The sequence below is a fragment of the Paenibacillus sp. FSL E2-0177 genome, from assembly GCF_037992975.1.
GTDB classification, from domain to species: domain Bacteria; phylum Bacillota; class Bacilli; order Paenibacillales; family Paenibacillaceae; genus Paenibacillus_AQ; species Paenibacillus_AQ odorifer.
The window spans coordinates 4,545,026-4,566,750 of record NZ_CP150307.1; the positions used below are offsets into that span (position 1 = coordinate 4,545,026).

The following is a 21,725-nucleotide window of genomic DNA, read 5'->3' on the forward strand; positions in this document are numbered from 1 at the left end:
CTTTATCGCCCTCTTTTTCTAATAACGCGTCTAAGATGAAGCTCAAACAGTAATAAAACAACCAGAAAAATCAATAACAGGAGACCCGCTATTCCAGTTAGAAACGGAAAAAGGAGTGGGAAGAAAATACTAGGATAGGCCTTAGTAACATCTGAATAATAGCCCATACCCATAAGGGAGGTACCGGAGAACTCGATTAGCCTGACGCCTAAATGATTGTTGCTTCTTTGCGCATAGCTGAGAACCTCTTCGTCTACTTCTCCGTCTTGGGCAATCGTAATGATTTTCCATTTTCTTGTTTCCATGGGTTGACTATCATCGGTCAGTCTTTGGACTATACTTATTTGTTTCTCACCAGTCTTTCGGTCCTTTACTGTGAGAATATCTATCCACGAAAAATACCGGCTGCCTCTGTCCCGATTGGATAGCCATATTTCATCAGGGGTGGAGATTTTTTGATCATTTAATAAGAACTGAACTTTGACAATATCACCAGGCGGGACCTTCTCCTCTTCATCCCATGGGGTCAAATCTGCTTTCCTGCCTGTTTTTTCTTCCCTGATTTTAATATTCTTATCATCAACCGTTATCTCTTGTACGTTTATTGGGTTATATTCTTTTTCAGCATGCTTTATCTCATAACGCTGATTAATTTGATCAGAGATTATGTACTCACGTATATAGTTGAACAATGGGTTAAAAGAAATCGCCAACAAAAATAGCGAGACGCCAGATATAACTATAAACTTCTTCATAAGTCCTCCTTTTTAACGTACAGTCAGTTTAAACTTTTGGCGTGAACCCCCTTCCAGTCCATCGGAACACACTCATCCATTTATATCTGCCATCGTAGCGTTAACAACATTCATAAATAAGTTCTCCTTTAATAGATTAGGCACTTCCTTCCTCTAAATCTCCCAACCATAATAAACATTGTGGAATAAAATCAGCGTAGTCGTGTAATGCATTAATCGTACGGATTACCTCACGAGTACCCAGCTCCCGTTCTGCATCATCCGAGCTCTCCAGTCCTAGTGAACGTCTGATATTGTAAGCTAACCATTCTAATTTTCCCAAAAAGCCATAGTTGAGCACAACCTGCCAATCCGCATAAATCTCTCCGCCATGCTCCAGATAGCTGTTAATCAAATTTGAGAATGCCTTTTTGCTTAAATCTCCCGATTCAGAACCTGACCAATATAAAGCTACATCTATCAGCTCTAACGTAGGATGAATAGGTCCTGCTGCTTCCCAATCGATTATTATCGGAACTTTCTTCTCATCCCACAAGACATTTTTGGGGTCTAAATCCCGATGGCTGATAACATAATGATTCGTCAATAGACTCGCTGAAGAATGAATCAATGACTCCCAATTCTCTATCTTATGCAGGTGATCTGCTAGCAAGCTTGACCATTCTGCACCCTGCTGCTCTCCTTTGATAGCAAGCTCCTTCCAATTGGCAACTGCAGCATTAGACGCTTTAAGCGTTTCAAAGTGATGATCATCCGTTCCCTGTGAGAAATCGATGATGTGGAGCTGCGCAAGAATTGCCCCAATCTTTTTACAACAATCTAAATCTATTTCATCTAAAGGTAATGCCTTCCCCTGAACCCATGGAAACAATAAATAAAATTGCCCTTCAACCTCATGCATACTACTGCCATTAGATACGATTGCCGGAACAGCATGGATTCCCTTTTGATAAGCCAGATTCGCAACCATTTCAGAAAAAATATAATTGGACATTGCTGTATCTCGTTGCATAATTTGAGGATTTAAGGCCTTTACTGCGTATTGCGCTTTATCCGTTTGCAGGCGATACATTCTGTGCAAGAGTCCGCCTGTTATCGGTTCAGGTTCATTCATCAACAGACCCAGATTATATTTGGCACAAAGTGTAGCGAATTTTAAATTATAGCTTATATTTTCCATGTTATGTATTCCTTTCTGTGTGAGTAAAGTCGTACTCATTTAAAATGGTTCAAGTAAATTTAAAACATATTTTTATCTTTATGAAATATTATGTACTGTTCACTATGACATCCTGTGTAACCCTCGTGAACCAAAAATGAAAAGGAGGCTTCGTTAATGAGTAAGCGGTTACATCAATCAGGGTATCTTGTAATCATTTGGTTTTTAGTCTTTACCTTAGGGACGGCAGCTTTTGGCTCTCTTTCCTCTGTGTCGGCAGCATCTGCCCGGCAAGCGGAAAAGCTAAATCGGGGACTAGTAGCAGTGAAGGTATCCAGCGGTGTATTTGTGAGCTGGCGGCTACTCGGAACAGAAGAACTGTCGGTTTCTTTTAATTTATACCGCAATGGTACAAAAGTAAACGTTACCCCAATCACGGACAGCACGAATTATCAGGATAACGCTGGCATAACTTCGTCTAGCTATACAGTTCGAGCAATCGTCGGCGGTATTGAGCAATCAGATTCCCCAGCAGCAAATGTATGGGCCAACAACTATTTGGACGTTCCAATTCAAATTCCGGCTGGCGGCACTACGCCAGATGGCGTAAGTTATACCTATAGTGCCAATGATGCCAGCGTGGGCGACTTAGACGGTGACGGGGAATATGAAATCGTGTTGAAGTGGGATCCTTCCAATTCCAAAGACAACTCGCAAAGTGGCTATACAGGCAACGTCTATCTGGATGCCTATAAGCTGAATGGAACTCGGCTATGGCGAATTGATCTGGGTAAAAATATTCGGGCTGGCGCACATTATACTCAATTTCTAGTCTATGATTTCAATGGTGATGGTAAAGCCGAAGTAGTCTGCAAAACAGCAGACGGTACAGTTGACGGAGTTGGCGTAACCCTTGGAAACACAAGTGCAGATTATCGCAACTCCAGTGGATATATCCTGACCGGGCCTGAATATCTGAGTGTATTTTCCGGACAAACGGGGAAAGCCTTAACCACGATTGATTATGTTCCTGCCAGAGGAACCGTATCCAGTTGGGGTGACAATTACGGCAATCGAGTAGACCGCTTTTTAGCAGGTGTAGCCTATCTGGATGGAGTACATCCAAGCATCATTATGGCACGTGGTTATTATACGCGCACAGTCGTTGTAGCTTTTGACTGGAATGGCAGTGCTTTGACCCGTAAATGGACCTTTGATAGCAATAGCTCCACCAATGCTGGAACCGCCGGTCAAGGTAATCATAGCTTAAGTGTAGCCGATGTGGATAACGATGGTAAGGATGAGATCATTTATGGTGCCTTAACCATTGATAATAACGGTGCGACCTTATACAATACAGGGCTGGGTCATGGAGACGCGCTGCATGTAGGCGATTTAAATCCGAACCGCCCCGGTCTCGAAGTTTTTAAAGTCATGGAAAACACTAGTTCTCCCTATGGCGCTGCGGTATGGGATGCCGCAAACGGGACGGTCTTATGGGGTGTATACACGGGAAAAGATACCGGCCGGGGGATGGCTGCCGATATTGATCCCAATTATCCCGGGGAAGAGGTATGGGCTCACGGCGTTGGCCTATACTCCATTACAGGCACCAAAATAAGCAGCTCAATGCCTTCTGTGAATTTTGGGATCTGGTGGGATGGCGACTTGTCCCGCGAACTGCTGGATGGTGTCAAGATTGATAAATGGAACCCTGCAAGCAACTCCGTTACCAATTTATTAACCGGAGCGAGCGTAGCATCCAACAATAGTACCAAAGCAACGCCAAGCCTACAGGCCGACCTGCTTGGAGACTGGCGCGAAGAGGCTATCTGGAGAAAGTCCGATAACTCGGCTCTACGAATCTATACAACTACGAACATCACCACCAATAAAATATATACCTTAATGCATGATCCAGTATATCGGTTAAGCATTGCCTGGCAGAATACAGCTTACAATCAACCTCCGCACACAGGATTTTTCCTAGGCAACGGTATGGCCACTGTGTCTAAACCCAATATATACGTAGTGCCGTAAGCTTTCTAAAGAATCAGTAAGTGAACAAAAAAGCAATTGCTGTTATCCGGATGTGCCGGGGCAACTGCTTTTTTGTTCGGTTTATACCAGCATCAGCAATGATCGAGGTGCGTTAATAGTTTTTTTAATTGTTTAATGCCTTCGCATTGAGTGGTTATTATTGCATATAGGATAGGTTTTAGTGCTGGGCAGATATTAAACTGCAAAACGTTGTTTGACATTCGTACAGCGCTAGATCCCCAATCAGAACCCCAGCTTTAATAGCCAGGCCGCAAGCTTCTCCTCCCGCCTTTTCAATTCCCCATCTACGCGATTATATTTTCCAAGCCGTTGCTCAGCTGCAATGCTGCCATCTAGCATATACAAGACACGCTCAGCTTGAGCAGCGACTTTAGCATCATGTGTGGCGATTATAAGCGTTGTTCCTGATTGATTAATATCTGCTAATATGTCCATGATTTCACTAGCTGCTTTTGAGTTAAGCGCCCCGGTTGGCTCATCGCCAAATAATATATCTGGCTGATTAATGAGTGCTCTGCAGATTGCTGCTCTTTGTAATTGTCCTCCTGACACCTGTGTAATATCACGTTCAGCCAGCGCAGATATTCCTGTTTTGTTCATTAACTCAGCTGCTCTTTTATTGATAGTTCTACGGCTGCTGGTTCTCGCCCGATAAGCAGACAGGATGATATTGTCGCGGATATTCAAGTTTTTTAACAGATGCATTTGCTGAAAAATAAAGCCCATATGCTTTAAGCGCAGACCGGCTAATTCGTTCTCTGAAACTCCGCTGATCTCCTGCCCTTTAAAAATAACACTTCCCTCTGTCAACTTATCCATCCCGCTGATCGTATACAGCAATGTTGATTTTCCTGAACCAGAAGGTCCCATGACAGCTATGAATTCCCCCTGAGACACCTGAAGCTGAACATCCTTTAATATCGACTGCGGAGTTCCTTGCCCTGTTGAATAACTTTTTTTTAACCCTTTCGTCTCTAATATGAACATTCTGCCACCTCCTATCATTCGGCAATTAGTTTGGCTATACTGGATTTTCTGATTGAGATCGTGCTTGTTACGGTGGTGAGCGCTACAATCAGCATGAAAAGTAGAGGAAGAATAAGATAGGCTACCGCCGGATTGACTACAAACTGTATCTTAGAAGCCCCCATGAAAGAGCCTAGCATTTGAGCAATTTTTTGCCCAAGAGTGTTAGCCGCAAAAGTACCAAGAATGACGCCCAGCCCTGATATTATCAGCATCCTTACCAGGTATTGCCTACGAATATCTCCTAACGTAAAGCCAACACTTCTCAAAATAGCGGTTTGCGAAGAATCCTTGGCAAGCAGCATTTTCAGAAATAAAGAGGTAATCAATATCGAAATCGAAAATGCGATAACGATTGATAAGCCTGTAACCAGCTTCAATTGGCGAATTGTATTTCCTAATGTCTGAGCTAAATAGCTTTGCAGATGAGTGATTTTTGCTGGATAAAATAATTTGGTGTACTGATCCATTTTTGCCTGGACGGAAATTCCCGGATTCACATCCAAAGCTACTACATACCAGAGAACCGTCTTCGAATCATATGGCAATTGCGCTTTTGCGGTTCGGCCACCATTAGTTATATCCTGATAGATCCCGCTAACGGTCAATTTTATTGCCACCCCAGCAACCTCTAAATGAACGATATCCCCCACCTTTTTATTCAGTTCCTTGGCGTTCAGGTCAGAAAGAGCGATCTCACTTGCACTTCTAGGAGTTCCTCCATGAACATACGAGAGCGGAAAAATAGTAAAGTCACCGGTTTCAACATTTAGCGATTCCCATACACCATCACTACCTAATACCTTAAATCTAGAAGTAATCAGTGGAGAAAATTTAGAGATGTCCGGGTCATTTTCAAGCTTGGTTATCATCTCATTAAAACGCTTCTCTATTTGGCTCGATTGCTGCAAATCAATGCGAATATCGCTCTGACCGACGCCCATATAAGAAACAAACCGGGGAGACTGAAGGGTATTCAATATATTCACTGGCACTAGAACGATAAACAAACTGATCACAAATACGAAGAACAATAATCCGTACATGGTGAAGCGCCCGTAAACATCTTTTACCCCGAGAAAAGCATTCACGTTAACAAATTTACGCTTGCTAAGTGAAAATCCGCTTGTGTTCATCCTTGCTTCACCCCTCGTACCTGACCGTAAAGCTTCTACAACCGTGATGCGATTAAAGCGTCTAAGAATCATCCGGCAAAAGAATACAACAACTCCAAAGATTAAACCTACCGCCAGGACAGGAACAAAATATTGAAGGATACTGGCAGGAGCAACGCCCAAATACAAAGTAATATTGGCTGTAAACAAACGCACCACACCTAAAGACAGTAAATATCCACATACAGAGGAGACTGCTGCCATCACGATATATTTTGCTAAATAAATGCTGCGAATATCTTGCTGCGTGATCCCAATCGCTTTCATGACACCTATCTCTCTGTAATCCTCTTCCAAGGTAGCGATCATCGTAAATCTGAGACATAAAATAGCAATCAGCATCAGCAGAACACTTACCAAAATAATAACAACTGCGATAATCCCGTCCGTCAGTGCATTCAGCGTTTTAAATAAAGGATAGTCAATGGAGGGGCCTTTATTGGGCAGATTTGAGGATTGATACTCATTGCGGAAATCATTGAGCTTAGATAGATCTGTAAGCTGAAATTCAATCAGGTATTCAGGTTCGCCGAGCTTTTGTTTAAGCGCTGTAAAGTCAGCAGCATTTACGACAAAACGTTTGGAGCTGACCATGGCTGGATTCATTTGGACATCCCTTACAAAATCAGTAATCACAAACTTTTTATCGAACTGTTCACCTAGAACGCTAACTACGTCGCCGATTTTCAGATTCTTTTGCTTCATATAATAAATGGGGACAGCGATTTCTCCTGCCGATACCTCAATCACCTTGTTCTCTAAATTCAGCAGCAAATCAAACGAAGGGTTCTGCTCTACAAAGCCGATATCCATCACGCTGTTTGCTTCCGAGCCTTGGTTACTGCCTAGGTAAACGTTAGATCCATCCAAGTTAAGCATCTCTACGGTTTGTTGATCTTTCACCAGTGGATTAGCGGCTGTAAAGCTCTCGATTGCTGAGCTGTCGATTTGTCCTGCGTGCATCTGCACGAAATGAGGGGCTTTGGATTTAATCAATAGCTGATTCAAGGACCCCGACAATTCTATAATCACTTGCGACGCTGAAGCAACAAGCAAAGCCGATAACATGATAAACACAAATAATCCGAAGGTAATGATTTTATTGCGTTGAAGGTCTCTTTTTACAATTCGTAGCAGCATTGACGGGCCTTCTCCTCTCTAATTCATTCAATTATTCACGTTCAAGGCAGCGAATTGATTTCATTCTGGGGATCACAAATGCCATAATAATGATGAGCAAACCAGAGATGATAAATAATAAGCCGATTCCCCGTCCTTCCCCTGTGCCTATCACCTTACCTACTGATGAAGCAAGCAGACCTCCCTCTCGTAAAAGAGGATTAAACACTTGATCAGCCAATATGCCAGCAAAAGCATACGCAGCCACATAACCAAGTTGTGATAAAATGCCAATGATCCCCCATGCCCGCCCCTGTGTGTCATTTGGGATATGGTTGCGAATCATAACGTCAGCACTGGTATTAACAAAAGGCAACGTTGCAAAAAATAAAAAGCCAGCAGCTGTAATAAAAGCAACATTCGTGGTCAGACCCACCAAAGAAAAAAACAGTCCGGCGAATCCTAGGCCGAGCGCTAATACTTTGATATATTTACGATCGATGCTAAAAACTCCAATAATCAGACTGCCGAGCAACATCCCTATAGCACTTACAGATAATACCGTGCCTAGAGTTTTCGTATCCGTAAAGGGTAAAAGCATAGGCGTATATAAGGTTTGGAGAAAACCCACATAAAAAGTAACGACAGACAAAATGATCGTAAGCTGCAGTACACCTTTCGTGTAAATAAGAGCATCCCAGCCCTCCTTCAAATCTTTTACAAACGACTGATTCGTTGGAACTCTGTGTTCAGTCTGTAGATTCCTGCGAACAGCTATCACTGCAAGAACTGTAACTAGAAAGGTTGAGATATCTATAAGCAGGATAGTTTTTATATCCATAAAGCTAAGCAAAATCCCGGCAAGGATAGGGGAAAGAAGATATTTTGAGGACGCAGCAAGCTGAACTAAACCACTAGCCTTGGCAAATTGCTCCTCTGTTAATAAATCTGTAATGGTAGCCTTGTAGGCAGGTTCAAGCAAGGATACAAAAATCGAACTAAACGTCACGCCCAGACAAATCTGCCATAAATGAGGTTCACCCAGCAGCATGATGATGAGAACATATATAAGTCCAAAAGCAGACAACAAATCCCCTGCTATCATCATCAATCGCCGATCAAACCGATCCGCTAACACGCCGCCAAAAGGACTGAGCACAATGGAAGGGAGAAAAGCACATAAGGTTAAAAGTGCCACACTAGAGGCGGTCTGCGTCATCTGGAACACATAGACCCCTAAGGTGAAAGCCGTCAACCCGCTGCCAATACTGGATATCCACTCCCCCATCCAAATGATCATAAAATTTCCGAAGGATTTGTTGTTCAGAATATTCCCTCTCCCCTACTCAAACATTTGAAACACATAGTCGAAGCTACCTTTCTCCGCCCCTAGCGTAATTTCCATCGTATAGATAAAAGCTCTTATCTTCTGGATGATTTCCTCAGGCTGCCACTTGAATATCCCTTCATCAAAAAGAAATTGAGAGGTGATCAATAGAAATTCCATCGTCTCCCGGGGATACGGATTGTGAAACAGTCCCTCCTCTATACCCTGCTCAATGACCTCCGTCAAAACAGGAGTTAGCCGCAAAATGGTTTCCACCAAGCTTTTCTGGTGCAGCTGTGCATTATCAGCCTGATGGAACTGCTCAATCATTTGGCTTTTTCTGTCCGTATCCGGCTTTTGTGCCATAATGATTTGCAGCAGCTTTTCATGAACGGTCAGCTTAGGATCTGCAGCAATTTGCTTAGCAGCTGCTACACCAGCATCAATAAATCGCAGCACAACAGCATCCATGACCTCTTCCTTCGATTTAAAATAATAGTAAAAGGTTCCCTTCGCAATACCTATAGCCTGCAAGACATCATTCACTGTCGTTTTGGTATACCCTTTCGTAAAAAACAGCATTTCTGCTGTATCCAATATTTCATTTCTACGTTCTTCCGCTTCTTTGGAAATTCTCATCTGAAACGTCCTCCATTCTATCGACCGACCGTCGGTCTATTCCAATTATATACAAACATTAGATCCTGTCAAGATTAATCCGGCATCACAAAAAGAGAGAATTCCAAAAGCTACGTTATAGCAGCTGGAACTCCCTCGTTTTGGGATATACTGTTGGGTTTAACTGCTGGGTTTTATTCTTACTGTTTACTGTTTGGTCTTGCTGTTGAGTTTTAGTCTTACTATTTACTGTTTAGTCTTATCGTTTACTGTTTGGTCTTATTGTTTACTGTTTGGACTTACTGCTGCGTTTTACTTTTAGCTTGCTCTTTGATCTGATCCATGGAGATACCTTTGCTCGCGTTGTAACACTAAACTACTAAACTTCGTTTGCTTGGATCACATTTGCACTTACGACGCAGCTTATCGGACACAGCTGACCTTATACGCTGCATTATCCCCCATTTGGATTCCTAACGGACCGCATAGCACCTATTGGCATCAAAAACACCACAAAAGACCGCTTCCTCAAGGAATAGCTGCACTGGAGTCCGAAAACCGGCTCAAAGGGCTATAAATTTGCAAATAGCGTCCTCTGGGTCCTTAAGCAACACGGGATAGGGATTCAATAGGTAATCAATAGGTAATCAATAGGTATTAATTACCTAAGTTCGGACTAAGTGGCTTCCGGCTGGAGATTTTGCCCCCAAACGGCTTCCCTGTATAGAATGCTGCTATTTCGCATGAGCTTCTGCAATCCCGTCTCAAATAGATTATCTAATCCGCCGGATTGTACTAATGAAAATTTGCTGCCCAAGGAATAGGCTATATAATAATCCGCCCAACTACTATAGCGTTCTTGTAGCTGCCTTGCGGCTTCTATTTTGTATTCCCAGGCTTCTTCCTTCTTCAAATAATCCTCAACATAACCAATCCGGCTCAGATAAATTACCCAAGCTAATCCAAAAGCTGAAATGTCACCAGAAGGCAACTGATGTATACCTTGTGCAACAACCTTCAGATTAACAAAATCCTCATGATCCTTATGTGCCTCAAGATATTTACTGCGTGAGGTTTCGGAAAGTGTGGCTAATCGAGCATGTAAAGATCTATATTCTGCACGGTTGCCATCTTCTAGAAGCCAGCGAATCTGGCGATGAAAGGAGTTAGCATCCTCGATATTCCATCTTTCACAAGCATTTTTGATTAACCCTCTTTTGAAGAAGACATTACTGAAATCAAACTCATAAACCACATAGTATCTCCCTAAGAGACCACGTATGCAGGTAGAGGAAAGACAGCGGAAATACATTTCCAATCGTTTTCTTTGCTTAACATTGTATTCCTTCAGCATGTAGAGCCTCCTGATATTAGTTCGAGAATAGGTATGCTGTTTTGCAAATCTTCCTGATTTTCCATAGAAAAATAAGAATGAACACCGCATTGACAAGCGGGGGAAGCTCAGATACTGAAAAATAATATATGGTATATACCAAAATATAGAACCAGCTTAATTTCAGGAAAACCAATAGATAGAATAATATAGACCCTATAATGCTCTTTCCAATGCTTACGAGCGAAGAGATACGAAGACGTTGTGGATACATTTTTTTGTTCTTCAACATGAACTTATTCGCAAGGTAACGAAAATGAATGAACTCGTCCTTTTTAGGCTCATTAGTCTCCGTTTGTGTAAGAGCTTCCTCAATTTGAGAACATGCAATCTTACATTCCAGAATTAAACATTGCACATCTCTATTTCCAGCATCCTCTTGCAGCAAATATTCACAATCCTTCATCGCTTCCTCATAACGCTGCAAATAGTAGAGAAGCCGGCCTCTTAATAAGTAACCGTCTCTTTCGTTAGGCCACATAGCGGTTACTTGGTCCAAACACACCAGCGCTTCCATATAATCAGCAGTATCCAGACAATACTTAGCTCGCAATAATTGCAGATCAGGATCATACTGAAACAGCTTATTTGCTTCGTCGAGCAGTTGACCCGCTTCAGTATGTTTATCCTCCATCAGCATGAATTGAGCGGATTGCCTCAGATTTAGATAGTGTTCTATGTCAAACTCAAGAGACTCCTGCAAAAGGAAACACTCATAACGCATCTCCATGCTTCCGTCGACCTGCCCCAGTATGTACTCGACTAACTTATTATCATAACGTTGAAGAAATATTTCCTTGTCCTCACGAAAATGAAAAAATGAATCCAACGCCTCCCATACGGCATGAGGCAAATTCCGATGCTGATCAAGGAACAACATAAGCTTATCCCTTAGCCGATCACGATGCTCTATACTCCACATGAAATCTTCATTCAAAAGTGAATGCCACGAAGCTTGTTGAATCCGCCGCGAGAAATCCGCATACAGTTCCCTAATTTGTCTGTCAAAAATATCTGCTGGCTGTTCTTGAAGATCAGCATCAAGTTGAATGGGAAGTGGGCGAAACAGCGCCCACTCGTTTTCATGCGGTATAGTAGTAGCCCCTTCTACTTCTTCCTCGGTGTCTTCCTCCGCAACTTCTTGTTCTTCCTCCTCGCTTTCTTCCTCCTCAGCTTCATCTACTCGTATTACTGTTTCTGCTTGTATCACCATTTTTTCTATTTCTTTTGATATTGCTTCTGCTATTTCTTTCTTATCCTCACCTATAAATGAAGGGACAGTGCTTGCTATACGCTGCCCGGAGCGGGCCCATTTCACAGCTGTATCATAAGCTTCTCTAAGCTGTTGGTATCCTTCAGGGTCATCTTCGGGGTGATGCGATTTCAGTTTTTTGGCATAGGCTTTCTTGATGATAGCTAGTTCATCTGTGGGTTCAATCTCCAACATACTCCAGATTGTCATGTGAAGTATGACCACCCTTCAATTTCCGCCAATTGCTCATTGAAAGCTTGTGCCGCTTTTTCAATCACTTTCTCGTTCTGAGTATATAAAGCATCTTCGAATACTTTCAGACACTGTGCGATAAATTTCCGTTGGTCCCCAAGCACCTCTTCATATAAACGCTCACCTCTAGCAAGCAGAAGCCTGTTCTCGGTACGCTCACGCGGATGAATTTTGATACTCCGCAGTTCCAGTAAACGAGCTTCAATTTGCTTTTTCGTCATTGCACCAGCATTTTGCTCAATGATCATCTGATGCTTCTGACCTGTTGAAACGGTTGTAACCTCCACCTCAAGAATCCCATTCACATCATATGTATATCTGACATCTATACTTTCTTCTCCCCGAGGTGCTTGCGGAATCTGAAACTCCATTTCTCCCAGGAAAAGATTATTTTCAACGCGAGGACTCTCCCCCTGATACACATCCACACTTATGATCTTTTGATTATCTGCGGCTGTATATAGACGTTCTACCCGGCTAACAGGAATCGGAGTGTTACGTTCAATGATCGGAAAGTAATGTCCAGATGACGTTTGTCCGCTTGAACCTCTACGCAGAACACTGGTTCCTAATGTATAGGGGCAAACGTCCGTCAAAATCATTTCATCCAGCGCTTGATCACGCTGCTTCAGCGCCACCTGAACCGCAGCTCCCAGTGCGACGGTCTCATCTGGGCTGATATTCGCATAAGGCATTTTCCCGAACATACGGCTGATAATTTGCTTAATCAGAGGCATTTTAGTCGCACCCCCAATCATCACAATCCCATCCAGATCGGAAGGCTGCAGAGAAGCATCCCGCAATGCTCTTTCTATCGGCTGTCTTAGACGTATTAGTAATGGTTGTACCAATTGCTCAAGCTCTGAGCGTTCTATAGTCAGCACGTATTCTTCCTCTTTAATAACTATCCGCATAGTCGCAGCAGACTCTGTACCAAGAATTCGTTTACTCTGCTCAGCCTGCTTATACAACATCGACCTCGTTATTGGTGTTAACGATTCAGCGTCCAGCTTATTCTTTTGGATAAAATAGGCCACTAGTATCTCTGTGAAATCTTCCCCACCAAGATAGTTATCTCCGGCAATCGACTTAACATCCATTACCCCTTCGAAAAGCTCCAGGATTGACACATCAAAGGTTCCTCCACCCAAATCAAAAACAAGAAATGAAGTCTCCTGATTCTGATGCAGGCCATAAGCGAGTGCTGCCGCCGTAGGTTCACTAATAAGCCGCTCTACTTGTAAGCCAGCCATCTCAGCCGCTTTCTTAGTTGCTTTCCGCTGAACATCATTGAAATAAGCCGGAACACTGATTATAGCGTTCGTTACGGACTCACCTAGATGATTTTCCGCATCCTCTTTCAGTGACCGCAGAACAAAAGAAGATAACTCTTCAGGAGTAAAAGTCATCGTACCTAGCGTGTATTTCTTTGCTGATCCCATAAAGCGCTTAAAAGTCGAGGCGGTTAGCTGTGGATGTGTAATCAGTCGTTCCTGTGCGATTCTTCCAACCAATACTTCTCCCCCTGCATCTACACTAACAATCGAGGGTGTTACATGCTCCCCGAGTACATTGGGAATAATTACAGCCTGACTGCCGTCCCAATAAGCAGCAAGACTATAGGTCGTTCCTAAATCAATTCCGATTGTTCTCACTACTATCTCCACTCCTTTTATATACAATAATATACAAAGAAAAGAGTCCAAGAATCGAAATGTCACTAATTCAACATATTTACATCCAGAGCATAATAATGAAATTGTGCTTCTGCAATAGACATAAAAAAGGTATCTCAAAAGCCACAATGGCTAATGGGATACCTTCATTTTTTGGCGGAGGATATTTTTCTGTACATCATCTATAAAAAAACAGTCTCATTCGTTCTCTGGACGTCCTAACATCTGATCTATCTTCTCTTTTGCACCTTCCCATGAGGTCAATAATGGAAAAGCATATTGTTCACGGGCCCGCAAATTCCATGGATGCGGAATACAAAGCACTTTTCTTCCCTCCTGCAATGCCGGAACCAGGTTATGCACCCCGTCATCGATCAATAGATCGTAGTTAATAAGATTTTTTCGCTTACAGGTAAAGAAATTTTCAATCGGAATAAACGGCATATGCTTCTGCAGCCAGTTCCATTTTTCCACCACCGACTGGGGTTGGGCTGCCGTAACAATAATTACATCATAAGCGTTATGCAGCTTCTCCATTTCTCCTACGACATGTTCGTCAAACAGTTCAAGCTCTTCATACAGACCGGGCCGCCCATAGAAAATCTCTTGTGTACAATCCGGATGACGTAAATGATCCGTATTCCAATCAAGCATTTCCTCATACCGCAGCAGATGCGTGGGAAAATCATTATTATTATGGTATATGGCTCGCTTCACTAGATGGCAAATTGTATCATCCATATCTACTGCAATTATTGGCTTCCTCATCTGCGCCTCCATTATTTTTTTAGATTACACTTTAATTATATACAATGAAATTACGGTTTTCGTCGAGAGTTAATTAAAATCCCGGTTAATGTTTATTAAATGCTTCTACGCATTTTTGGCAGATACAAGCTTTCCCTCTCAGTTCTTCCGGGATCTGTTCTTGCAATTCGAGTGGAATTTCTGTATGGAAACACCAACAGTCACCGCCTTCAGCGCCACAACGATTCAATTCTTTACATAAAGGACAATGGCGTTCTTCAACCAGTATGTTCATCATATCCAAAATTTCTACTCCCCCAAAAATCAAAAACTATTTTTCTTTGGAAAACCATATCAATAAAATAAATCCAACAAATGACAAAACGCCAGTAAGTAAAACAAACAACTCCCAGAATAGGTTACCGCCATAACCATTTATAAAGATTCCAACTTTAGTATAACTTCAATTTCTCTATTATTCCTACACTTGTGAACTCGGTTCACTTGCATTAAGATAGTGAACATTACGAACTCAAATGGGAGAATAACAGATGAATGATAAGAAGCTGAGCTTTTTAGATACCCTACATAGTGACTTACTTGCTACCATGGAAGAAGTATATAATCCTTGCAGGTTTGATTGCTCCGATCCAATTCTTGAACCGCAAAATGCAGAATACGGAGCATATATCTTTACCTTAAATGCACTGGCCATTAGATTCCGGGTGGCTAAAATCACACCCACTAAAGTCGGGCAATTTGTGACACTATGGGAGCGAATTGGAGATCATCCCATCCAACCCTATGACATCTCAGATCCTGCTGATCTCTTCGTTATAAGTACACGAAATGGGAATCACTTTGGCCAATTTATTTTTCCAAAAGCTGTCCTAAGAGAACAAGATATTCTATCTGATAAAGGTGAAGGTGGAAAAAGAGCTTTTCGAGTCTACCCGCCTTGGGACAATCCCACGAGTCGCCAAGCTCAAAAAACGCAAACATGGCAGTCGGAATATTTCTTGGATATCCCTGCAAATAAACCCGTAGACTACCTTCGTGCGCAAGCACTTTACGGTTTACCCGTAAATCTTACGGTCTGACCTATCTCCTCCACATGTTCCTTATCGCCCTGCAAAATAAAATAATAGTATACATCATCTCCTATTTTCACCGCTTCGGGATATTTAATTATAAGCGCCGCTTGATGATTCCATTCCTCCCCTTGGTCAGCAGAAGGCATAATCAACTTTGCCTTCTCTTCCTCTTTCAACCTCTCTAATGTCAGTTCAGTAATTTGCGGATTGGACCCATAAGGCTTCAGCTGATGGGAGGCAACGATTTCAGCAACTTCATCTATTGATTGTCCCTCTCCAGACATAGCGGATAATTGAAAAAAACCATCCTCCCCCTGACCCTTCTTATCATCTGCTGAATCTACGACCCATTCCGTTGGATACTTCAAAGAGACTCCATAAGCATTGGAAGTAAAGGTTGCAAGCCCAGTTTGCGTAACCAGCATACCGATTACAGTACCTGCAAGTACAATAACCGCGATAACCAACACCCATAGCCACCGTTTTTTGTATACTCTTATTTTCACGATATCCCCCTAAATCAATAATTAGTTGACATGTACAATATTAGGAAATAAGATATAAACAAACATATGAGCAATCATTCATATGTATTAGTGAGGAGGAAATTAAAATGAGCGATCTTAAAAATATCCTATCTCTACTTCTTTTCTGCATCTTCCTAATTTCTTATCTATTAAAGCTCCTTATACTTTACAAGAAAAACCACATTAAAGGAAACGTTCTGGCTAAAGGCGCTAAACTATCTAAGATCCATTATACCGAGCTATTGGTAAAAACCTCTACTTTTTTATGGGGCGCAGCATGGTTTGTTTTTTCCGTAGCAGAGTCCTTTATGGTTACACTTGTAGACAAAACGTTTGATATTCCTGTAATTCACTTTAGCGGTGTGGGTGTAGCTGCCCTCGGGTGTTCCATTTTCATTCAAGCTATGATTGCTATGCGCACTTCATGGAGAGTTGGGATTGATAAGACTACTGTAACCAAACTCATCACACACGGTATTTATAAATATAGTAGAAACGCTGCATTTGTCGGGTTTGATCTCATGTTTTTGGGATTGTATCTGATGTACCCCAATCTGTTAACACTCCTAATATTCATTCTTAACATTGCCGCGATTCATTTACTAATTCTTCAAGAAGAGCAACATTTAAAGTCCGTATTCGGAGACGAATATATCCAATATGCCAATAATACACCCAGATATTTTTTATTTTAAAATCTTTTATCACAGCCCGATAATTTATATTCGCTATATCATTTTACATTTTTTACAAGTCCAGAAAACATTCTCTTAATGCAACTACTATAATATGAGACTGTAAACATACATTAGGAGGGAAATTATGAAATCACCGAAAAAGTATGGCGTCAGAACAGCAATTGTAGCGACAGCGGCAACTGCTCTTTTTGTATCCAGCATAGTCACTACAAATGCACCTAATCAAGCAGACGCAGCATCTTCGAACACAAGAAATGTAATTCTGTTTATTGGAGACGGAATGGGTGCTGCTCAGCGTGATGCCATCCGGCTTGCCACCGTAGGTGAAAAAGGAAATCTAGCAATGGATTCCATGCCATACGTTGGATTAATTCATACAAGCTCCACTGTCCCTGTTACAGATTCGGCTGCTTCTGCTTCTGCTTATGCCAGCGGTGTGAAGACTTATAATGGTGCTATCGGAATGGATGCCGATAAAAAAAGTGTTAAGACCATTATGGAATATGCTAAAGCTGCCGGGAAATCAACAGGTGTAGTTACTACTAGTCAGATTACAGACGCGACTGGCGCCGCATTTGGTGCTCACGTTGAAGACCGCTCAAAGCAAAGTGATATCGCTCTTCAGCTTCTGACAAAGAGCAAGGTTGATGTTCTGCTCGGTGGGGGTGAGGATTTCTGGTACCCGGCAGGCAATCCCGGCAAATTCCCAGATGAACCCGCTGAAGATCCTTCAGAAAAAAGCAAAGGAACGCAAGGTAACCTTGTGGATAAAGCTAAACAATTGGGCTACACCTATGTAACGAACAAAGCGGATATGCAAAAAGCAAAAGACGGCAAGCTGCTTGGAATATTCGCAAACGAGGAAATGTTCCAGCAAAAGCCTGAGGGTGAAGGAGATATTTATAATCCGGTGGTATCGCTGCCCGAGATGACTAAGAAAGCTATAGATACGCTAGCAACAAATAAAAAAGGATTTTTCCTTATGGTGGAAGAAGAAGGCACTGACGAATTTGCACATCAAAACAACGCTAAAATGACGATTAAATCAGGTCAAGAACTGGACAAATCCGTGCAAGTAGCCAAAGACTTCGCCAAAAAGAATCCAGATACACTGGTTCTAGTGCTTGCCGACCATGAGACCGGCGGATTTTCTATTGAAGCAGTTGACGCAGATGATGAGTCCGGTGACGGCATATCCAAAGAAGACGGTCCTTTCGCCATCGCCAATTCCAAACACAATTTTGTAGTGGACTGGACGACCTCAGGCCATACTGCGGTTGATATTCCAATTACAGCTATGGGCAAAAATGCACAATTATTTACTGGAATCTACGAAAACACCGAAGTATTCACCAAGCTTATGCAAGCATCAGGTTTTAAAGCCAATAAATAAAAGCGAGTAAAAAAAGACTAGCCAGATTTTTTTCTGGGTAGTCTTTTTTATTTGAAAATACAGTATTTACTTAGCATCTGTTCGCACAACAAAAAGGATATCCTTAGTCTGATCCGCCCATTTACCTGTCAGATGAAATCCTCTGATCGTTGCTCCAGGCTCATAATCTTTACTATTTGAACTCAAAAAGGCTGCCAGATTAGACTCAAGTTTAAACGTTGCTTTTCGATCTGCGAATTAGTGGATGGTTTCACCAAGCTTTACATAGGGAATAGAAGCCGCAGAATCCTTCATTTGTGCTTGAAAAAGCGCACTCTCATCATCCAGTTCTATGCCCACCTCTCTGGAGAGGGTCTGAGATTGAATCACTTTTCCATCCATATGAATGGTTATCTCTGGCATCGCCGTGCTGCTGACTTCCTCACGATCACAAATGGTTAATATAAGCAGAAGTACAAAACTTAGGACTGCGATGTATATTCTTTTCAAGAAGACACCCCTTCTTCCCATTGTTCAACTAATCTGATGTGAAATATTCGATTCCCAATATGATCAAACCCAAAATAAAGATGATGATACCAATCACAAGCGGAAAACCTAAAGCTAAACTATGAATCGATTTTACAAATATACCGTTAATTAACGATTACAGCGAGGTGTGTTTATAAAATTCTATTTTTATAGCTAATCCAACGGTTTCCTTATGCTTCTAATTTACGTGACAGCTCCTTAATTAACTCGATCTCTCGTAAAACCATACTTCGGGTGTAAAAATAGAGCTCCTCAGAGTAATCCATATCCTCACTATTGCCAACTACTTTGGATAACTGCTGTAAATGGTCCAGCTTTTCGTTCATATAAGTCTCTCTGTAATCAAGCAATCTTCTACGTGTCTCCTGATCCAAAAGCTCATAATAAGCAAGACGAATAGACCATTCATTATCAATTCGAATAGTCTCCAGCGTAAATTCTGTTAAGCAGGTGTTAAACCGCTCCTCACCCTCAGTAGTTATAGAATATACATAACGTTTAGGCCGGCGTTCCTGAATTTCCGTTTTTTTGATTACCCATTTTCGCTTTTCAAATAATTTCAGCTTTGGATAAAGCGAGTTATTGTTTACGATTTTATCATTGCCCATTACAAAAATAATGTTTTTTTTAATTTCATAACCATGTTTGGCCCCTTTCATTAATTGGGCCAGAATCAAAACTTCAATATCCATAATCATCCTCCGGGCTTCCGGAATACGTATCCGGTTCATCATTTTCTTATATTACCTCAATTACTACATTCCTGCCAAATCACTCGTGATTTTTTGCACATACTTTCACCCTGCTCTTTCGCTAATATAGGTTAAAATAACCTATATATTTTTAACCTATATGTAGAGAGGAAGTTATCGTATGGAATTCACACATCTATTTAGCAAGGGCACAATCGGAAATATGGAGCTTAAGAACCGGGTCATTTTACCAGCGATGGGCACGAAAATGAACGCGCCGGGTGGATACGTCAGTGATCGTCTGATTGATTACCATGTAGCACGAGCTAAAGGCGGCAACGGCTTAAATACTGTAGAAGTAACAACTATTCACCCAACGGCGGCCTCCGATGATGCTCCTGCCCTTTATGATGATAAATTCATTCCAGGTATGGCTCAATTAGCATTAGCTATTCGAGAGGCAGGAGGAAAAAGCTGTCTACAGTTATGGCATGGAGGTAAAGTAACTCCCAACCTAATTCAGGTCTCCTCTTCACCTGTTCCGTTTGAAGGCGTGACTCATATACCACGTGAACTAGCGCATCATGAAGTCGGTGAGATGGTTCAAGCTTACGCAGATACAGCATTACGTGCGAAGAAAGCCGGATTTGACAGTGTGGAATTCCATGCCGGCCATGGTTATTTGCCCCAACAATTTCTAAGTCCTGCAATGAATTTTCGTCAGGATGAGTACGGCGGTTCTTGGGAGAATCGCTGCCGCTTCCCGCTGTCTTGTATCCGGGCTATCCGGAAAGCGGTTGGACCTGGGTTCCCTATCTTGATGAGAATCTCTGCGATTGAGGATCTACCGGGCGGACTTACACTGGAAGATATGAAGCTCTTCTCAAAGCTCGCTGAAGAAGCTGGAATTGATGCTATTAATGTATCTCGTGGGGTCCCTGCTGGCGCTGCAATTAAATATGAAGTACCACCGATCGATTTACCTGTAGGCTTCAATGTAGATAACGCAGCACAAATTAAATCTGTGGTTAACATCCCTGTTATTGCCGTAGGCCGTATTAATGATCCAGCAATTGCAGACCGGATTATTGCGGAGGGTTTGGCTGATTTTGTAGCCATTGGGCGTGCGCAGCTGGCAGATCCGGAATTCTGCAATAAAGCTTTAGCCGGACGTGCAGACACGATCGTTAAATGTGTGGGTTGCGATCAAGGCTGCTTCGATGGATTCGTGAATCCTAATGTTCCATTTATCAGCTGTGTGTTTAATCCTGCAACCGGCCGTGAAAGTGAATATGAATTGCAGCAAACGGGTATCCCCAAAAAAGTACTTATTGCTGGTGGTGGCCCTGGCGGATTAGAAGCAGCTGTCACCCTGAAACGACGTGGGCATCATCCAATATTATGCGAAAAAAATGACATTCTGGGCGGACAGCTTTATATTGCCGGTGCCGCACCACGTAAAGAGGAAATGGCTGCAGCCGCTCTGAATATGGGAGAAACCGCTAAACGTGAAGGTGTAGACATTCGAATGAATACAGAGGTTACACCTGAATTAATCCAAGAAATTGCGCCAGATGAGGTCATTCTTGCAATCGGATCTTCTCCTATTATTCCGCCTGTGGAAGGCATCGACAGTTCACATGTGGTCAATTCACATGATGTGTTATGGGGAACGGTTCATCCAGAAGGAAGAGTCGTTATTATCGGCGGTGGTTTAGTGGGGCTTGAGGTCGCAGAACTGCTTGTAGAGCGCGGACATCAAATCACTGTAGTTGAAATGCAAGCTGATGTTGCTAATGATCTAGGGCTTCTGCGGAAAATCTGTGTCATGGAAAGTCTATATGGACATGGCGTTGAATTAATGACCAACAGCAAATGTATGGCGATTCAAGGGGATAGCGTAATTGTTGAAAAAGACGGCGAACGTCACAGCCTACCTGCTGATTATGTAGTAATTGCTGTAGGTTCACGCGCCCTTAACAAACAACCCCTTCAGGACTTCTTGGAGGAAAGCTCCATCCCTTATCATGAAATTGGCGATGCGGTGCAAGCGCGAAGAGCGCTGAATGCAATTTGGGAAGGCGCTGAATTAGCTAGACGAATCTAATTAAGCTAACTATATGCTTCATGAAAATAACCCGGCAGGTCCGCCCTGCCGGGTTATTTTTTACTCAGAGTGCATTCGTGAAATGTTATTCGGTAATCGGTATCCATTCAACCCTTCACCCTT

At 42.3% G+C, this 21,725-nt stretch carries 19 protein-coding genes; 5 read left to right on the forward strand and 14 right to left on the reverse strand.

The genetic code is table 11. The features are described from left to right. Positions 1 to 2 precede the first annotated feature (2 nt). Both MHI25_RS20320 and MHI25_RS20325 read right to left on the reverse strand, forming a co-directional pair. The gene (locus MHI25_RS20320; protein ID WP_076129866.1) at positions 3 to 755 is read right to left on the reverse strand and encodes a hypothetical protein; all 753 of its coding nucleotides are present in this window, start codon (positions 753 to 755) and stop codon (positions 3 to 5) included. A gap of 136 nt (positions 756 to 891) precedes the next feature. Continuing rightward, on the reverse strand, positions 892 to 1,935 hold the full coding sequence (locus MHI25_RS20325) for a phosphotransferase (RefSeq protein ID WP_340394098.1): 1,044 nt from the start codon (positions 1,933 to 1,935) through the stop codon (positions 892 to 894). A 156-nt stretch (positions 1,936 to 2,091) separates the two neighbouring features. On the opposite strand from MHI25_RS20325, the gene MHI25_RS20330 reads away from it, so the two are divergent. Then, complete coding sequence (locus MHI25_RS20330) at positions 2,092 to 3,954, forward strand: rhamnogalacturonan lyase (RefSeq protein WP_179086269.1); 1,863 nt, start codon at positions 2,092 to 2,094, stop codon at positions 3,952 to 3,954. Between the two features lie 243 nt (positions 3,955 to 4,197). On the opposite strand, the gene MHI25_RS20335 is transcribed toward MHI25_RS20330, so the two are convergent. The 9 genes from MHI25_RS20335 to MHI25_RS20375 all read right to left on the reverse strand — a co-directional run bounded on the left by MHI25_RS20335 (position 4,198) and on the right by MHI25_RS20375 (position 14,858). Further along, the gene (locus MHI25_RS20335; protein WP_076129868.1) at positions 4,198 to 4,962 is read right to left on the reverse strand and encodes an ABC transporter ATP-binding protein; all 765 of its coding nucleotides are present in this window, start codon (positions 4,960 to 4,962) and stop codon (positions 4,198 to 4,200) included. 14 nt (positions 4,963 to 4,976) lie between these two features. Beyond that, positions 4,977 to 7,316: an ABC transporter permease gene (locus MHI25_RS20340; RefSeq protein ID WP_340394101.1), complete on the reverse strand. Its 2,340-nt coding sequence runs from the start codon at positions 7,314 to 7,316 to the stop codon at positions 4,977 to 4,979. Positions 7,317 to 7,347: 31 nt separating this feature from the next. Further along, entirely contained in the window at positions 7,348 to 8,595 is a 1,248-nt protein-coding gene (locus tag MHI25_RS20345; protein ID WP_340394102.1) for an MFS transporter, read from the reverse strand. Between the two features lie 42 nt (positions 8,596 to 8,637). Beyond that, positions 8,638 to 9,261 (reverse strand): TetR/AcrR family transcriptional regulator, encoded by a 624-nt coding sequence (locus MHI25_RS20350; RefSeq protein WP_076129871.1) that lies wholly within the window; start codon positions 9,259 to 9,261, stop codon positions 8,638 to 8,640. Positions 9,262 to 9,916: 655 nt separating this feature from the next. After that, on the reverse strand, positions 9,917 to 10,594 hold the full coding sequence (locus MHI25_RS20355) for a DUF1266 domain-containing protein (RefSeq protein WP_051491590.1): 678 nt from the start codon (positions 10,592 to 10,594) through the stop codon (positions 9,917 to 9,919). A gap of 16 nt (positions 10,595 to 10,610) precedes the next feature. Then, entirely contained in the window at positions 10,611 to 12,095 is a 1,485-nt protein-coding gene (locus MHI25_RS20360; protein ID WP_340394104.1) for a J domain-containing protein, read from the reverse strand. Next, on the reverse strand, positions 12,092 to 13,792 hold the full coding sequence (locus MHI25_RS20365) for a molecular chaperone HscC (RefSeq protein WP_076219594.1): 1,701 nt from the start codon (positions 13,790 to 13,792) through the stop codon (positions 12,092 to 12,094). Before MHI25_RS20365 ends, MHI25_RS20360 begins: the two co-directional genes overlap by 4 nt. Before the next feature lie 219 nt (positions 13,793 to 14,011). Then, a complete protein-coding gene (locus MHI25_RS20370) occupies positions 14,012 to 14,581 on the reverse strand; it encodes a hypothetical protein (protein ID WP_076129874.1) in 570 nt (189 codons plus the stop codon). An 85-nt stretch (positions 14,582 to 14,666) separates the two neighbouring features. Continuing rightward, positions 14,667 to 14,858: a cysteine-rich CWC family protein gene (locus MHI25_RS20375; protein WP_076129911.1), complete on the reverse strand. Its 192-nt coding sequence runs from the start codon at positions 14,856 to 14,858 to the stop codon at positions 14,667 to 14,669. Positions 14,859 to 15,111: 253 nt separating this feature from the next. Between MHI25_RS20375 and MHI25_RS20380 the strand changes: the two genes are divergently transcribed. After that, positions 15,112 to 15,660 carry a MepB family protein gene (locus MHI25_RS20380; RefSeq protein ID WP_076190581.1) on the forward strand — a complete coding sequence of 183 codons (549 nt, stop codon included), beginning with the start codon at positions 15,112 to 15,114 and terminating at the stop codon, positions 15,658 to 15,660. On the opposite strand, the gene MHI25_RS20385 is transcribed toward MHI25_RS20380, so the two are convergent. Then, complete coding sequence (locus MHI25_RS20385) at positions 15,630 to 16,160, reverse strand: hypothetical protein (protein WP_076129876.1); 531 nt, start codon at positions 16,158 to 16,160, stop codon at positions 15,630 to 15,632. The genes MHI25_RS20380 and MHI25_RS20385 overlap by 31 nt on opposite strands. A gap of 107 nt (positions 16,161 to 16,267) precedes the next feature. On the opposite strand from MHI25_RS20385, the gene MHI25_RS20390 reads away from it, so the two are divergent. Both MHI25_RS20390 and MHI25_RS20395 read left to right on the forward strand, forming a co-directional pair. Continuing rightward, a complete protein-coding gene (locus MHI25_RS20390; protein WP_076129877.1) occupies positions 16,268 to 16,876 on the forward strand; it encodes an isoprenylcysteine carboxylmethyltransferase family protein in 609 nt (202 codons plus the stop codon). A gap of 127 nt (positions 16,877 to 17,003) precedes the next feature. Further along, positions 17,004 to 18,272, forward strand: coding sequence for an alkaline phosphatase (locus MHI25_RS20395; protein ID WP_340394107.1), 1,269 nt, complete (start codon positions 17,004 to 17,006; stop codon positions 18,270 to 18,272). Between the two features lie 237 nt (positions 18,273 to 18,509). Here MHI25_RS20395 and MHI25_RS20400 read toward each other — a convergent pair whose 3' ends face one another. Further along, complete coding sequence (locus tag MHI25_RS20400) at positions 18,510 to 18,761, reverse strand: hypothetical protein (RefSeq protein ID WP_340394108.1); 252 nt, start codon at positions 18,759 to 18,761, stop codon at positions 18,510 to 18,512. Between the two features lie 212 nt (positions 18,762 to 18,973). After that, positions 18,974 to 19,495: a PadR family transcriptional regulator gene (locus MHI25_RS20405; RefSeq protein WP_036688994.1), complete on the reverse strand. Its 522-nt coding sequence runs from the start codon at positions 19,493 to 19,495 to the stop codon at positions 18,974 to 18,976. A 181-nt stretch (positions 19,496 to 19,676) separates the two neighbouring features. On the opposite strand from MHI25_RS20405, the gene MHI25_RS20410 reads away from it, so the two are divergent. Continuing rightward, complete coding sequence (locus MHI25_RS20410) at positions 19,677 to 21,602, forward strand: FAD-dependent oxidoreductase (RefSeq protein ID WP_340394109.1); 1,926 nt, start codon at positions 19,677 to 19,679, stop codon at positions 21,600 to 21,602. Positions 21,603 to 21,725 lie beyond the last annotated feature (123 nt).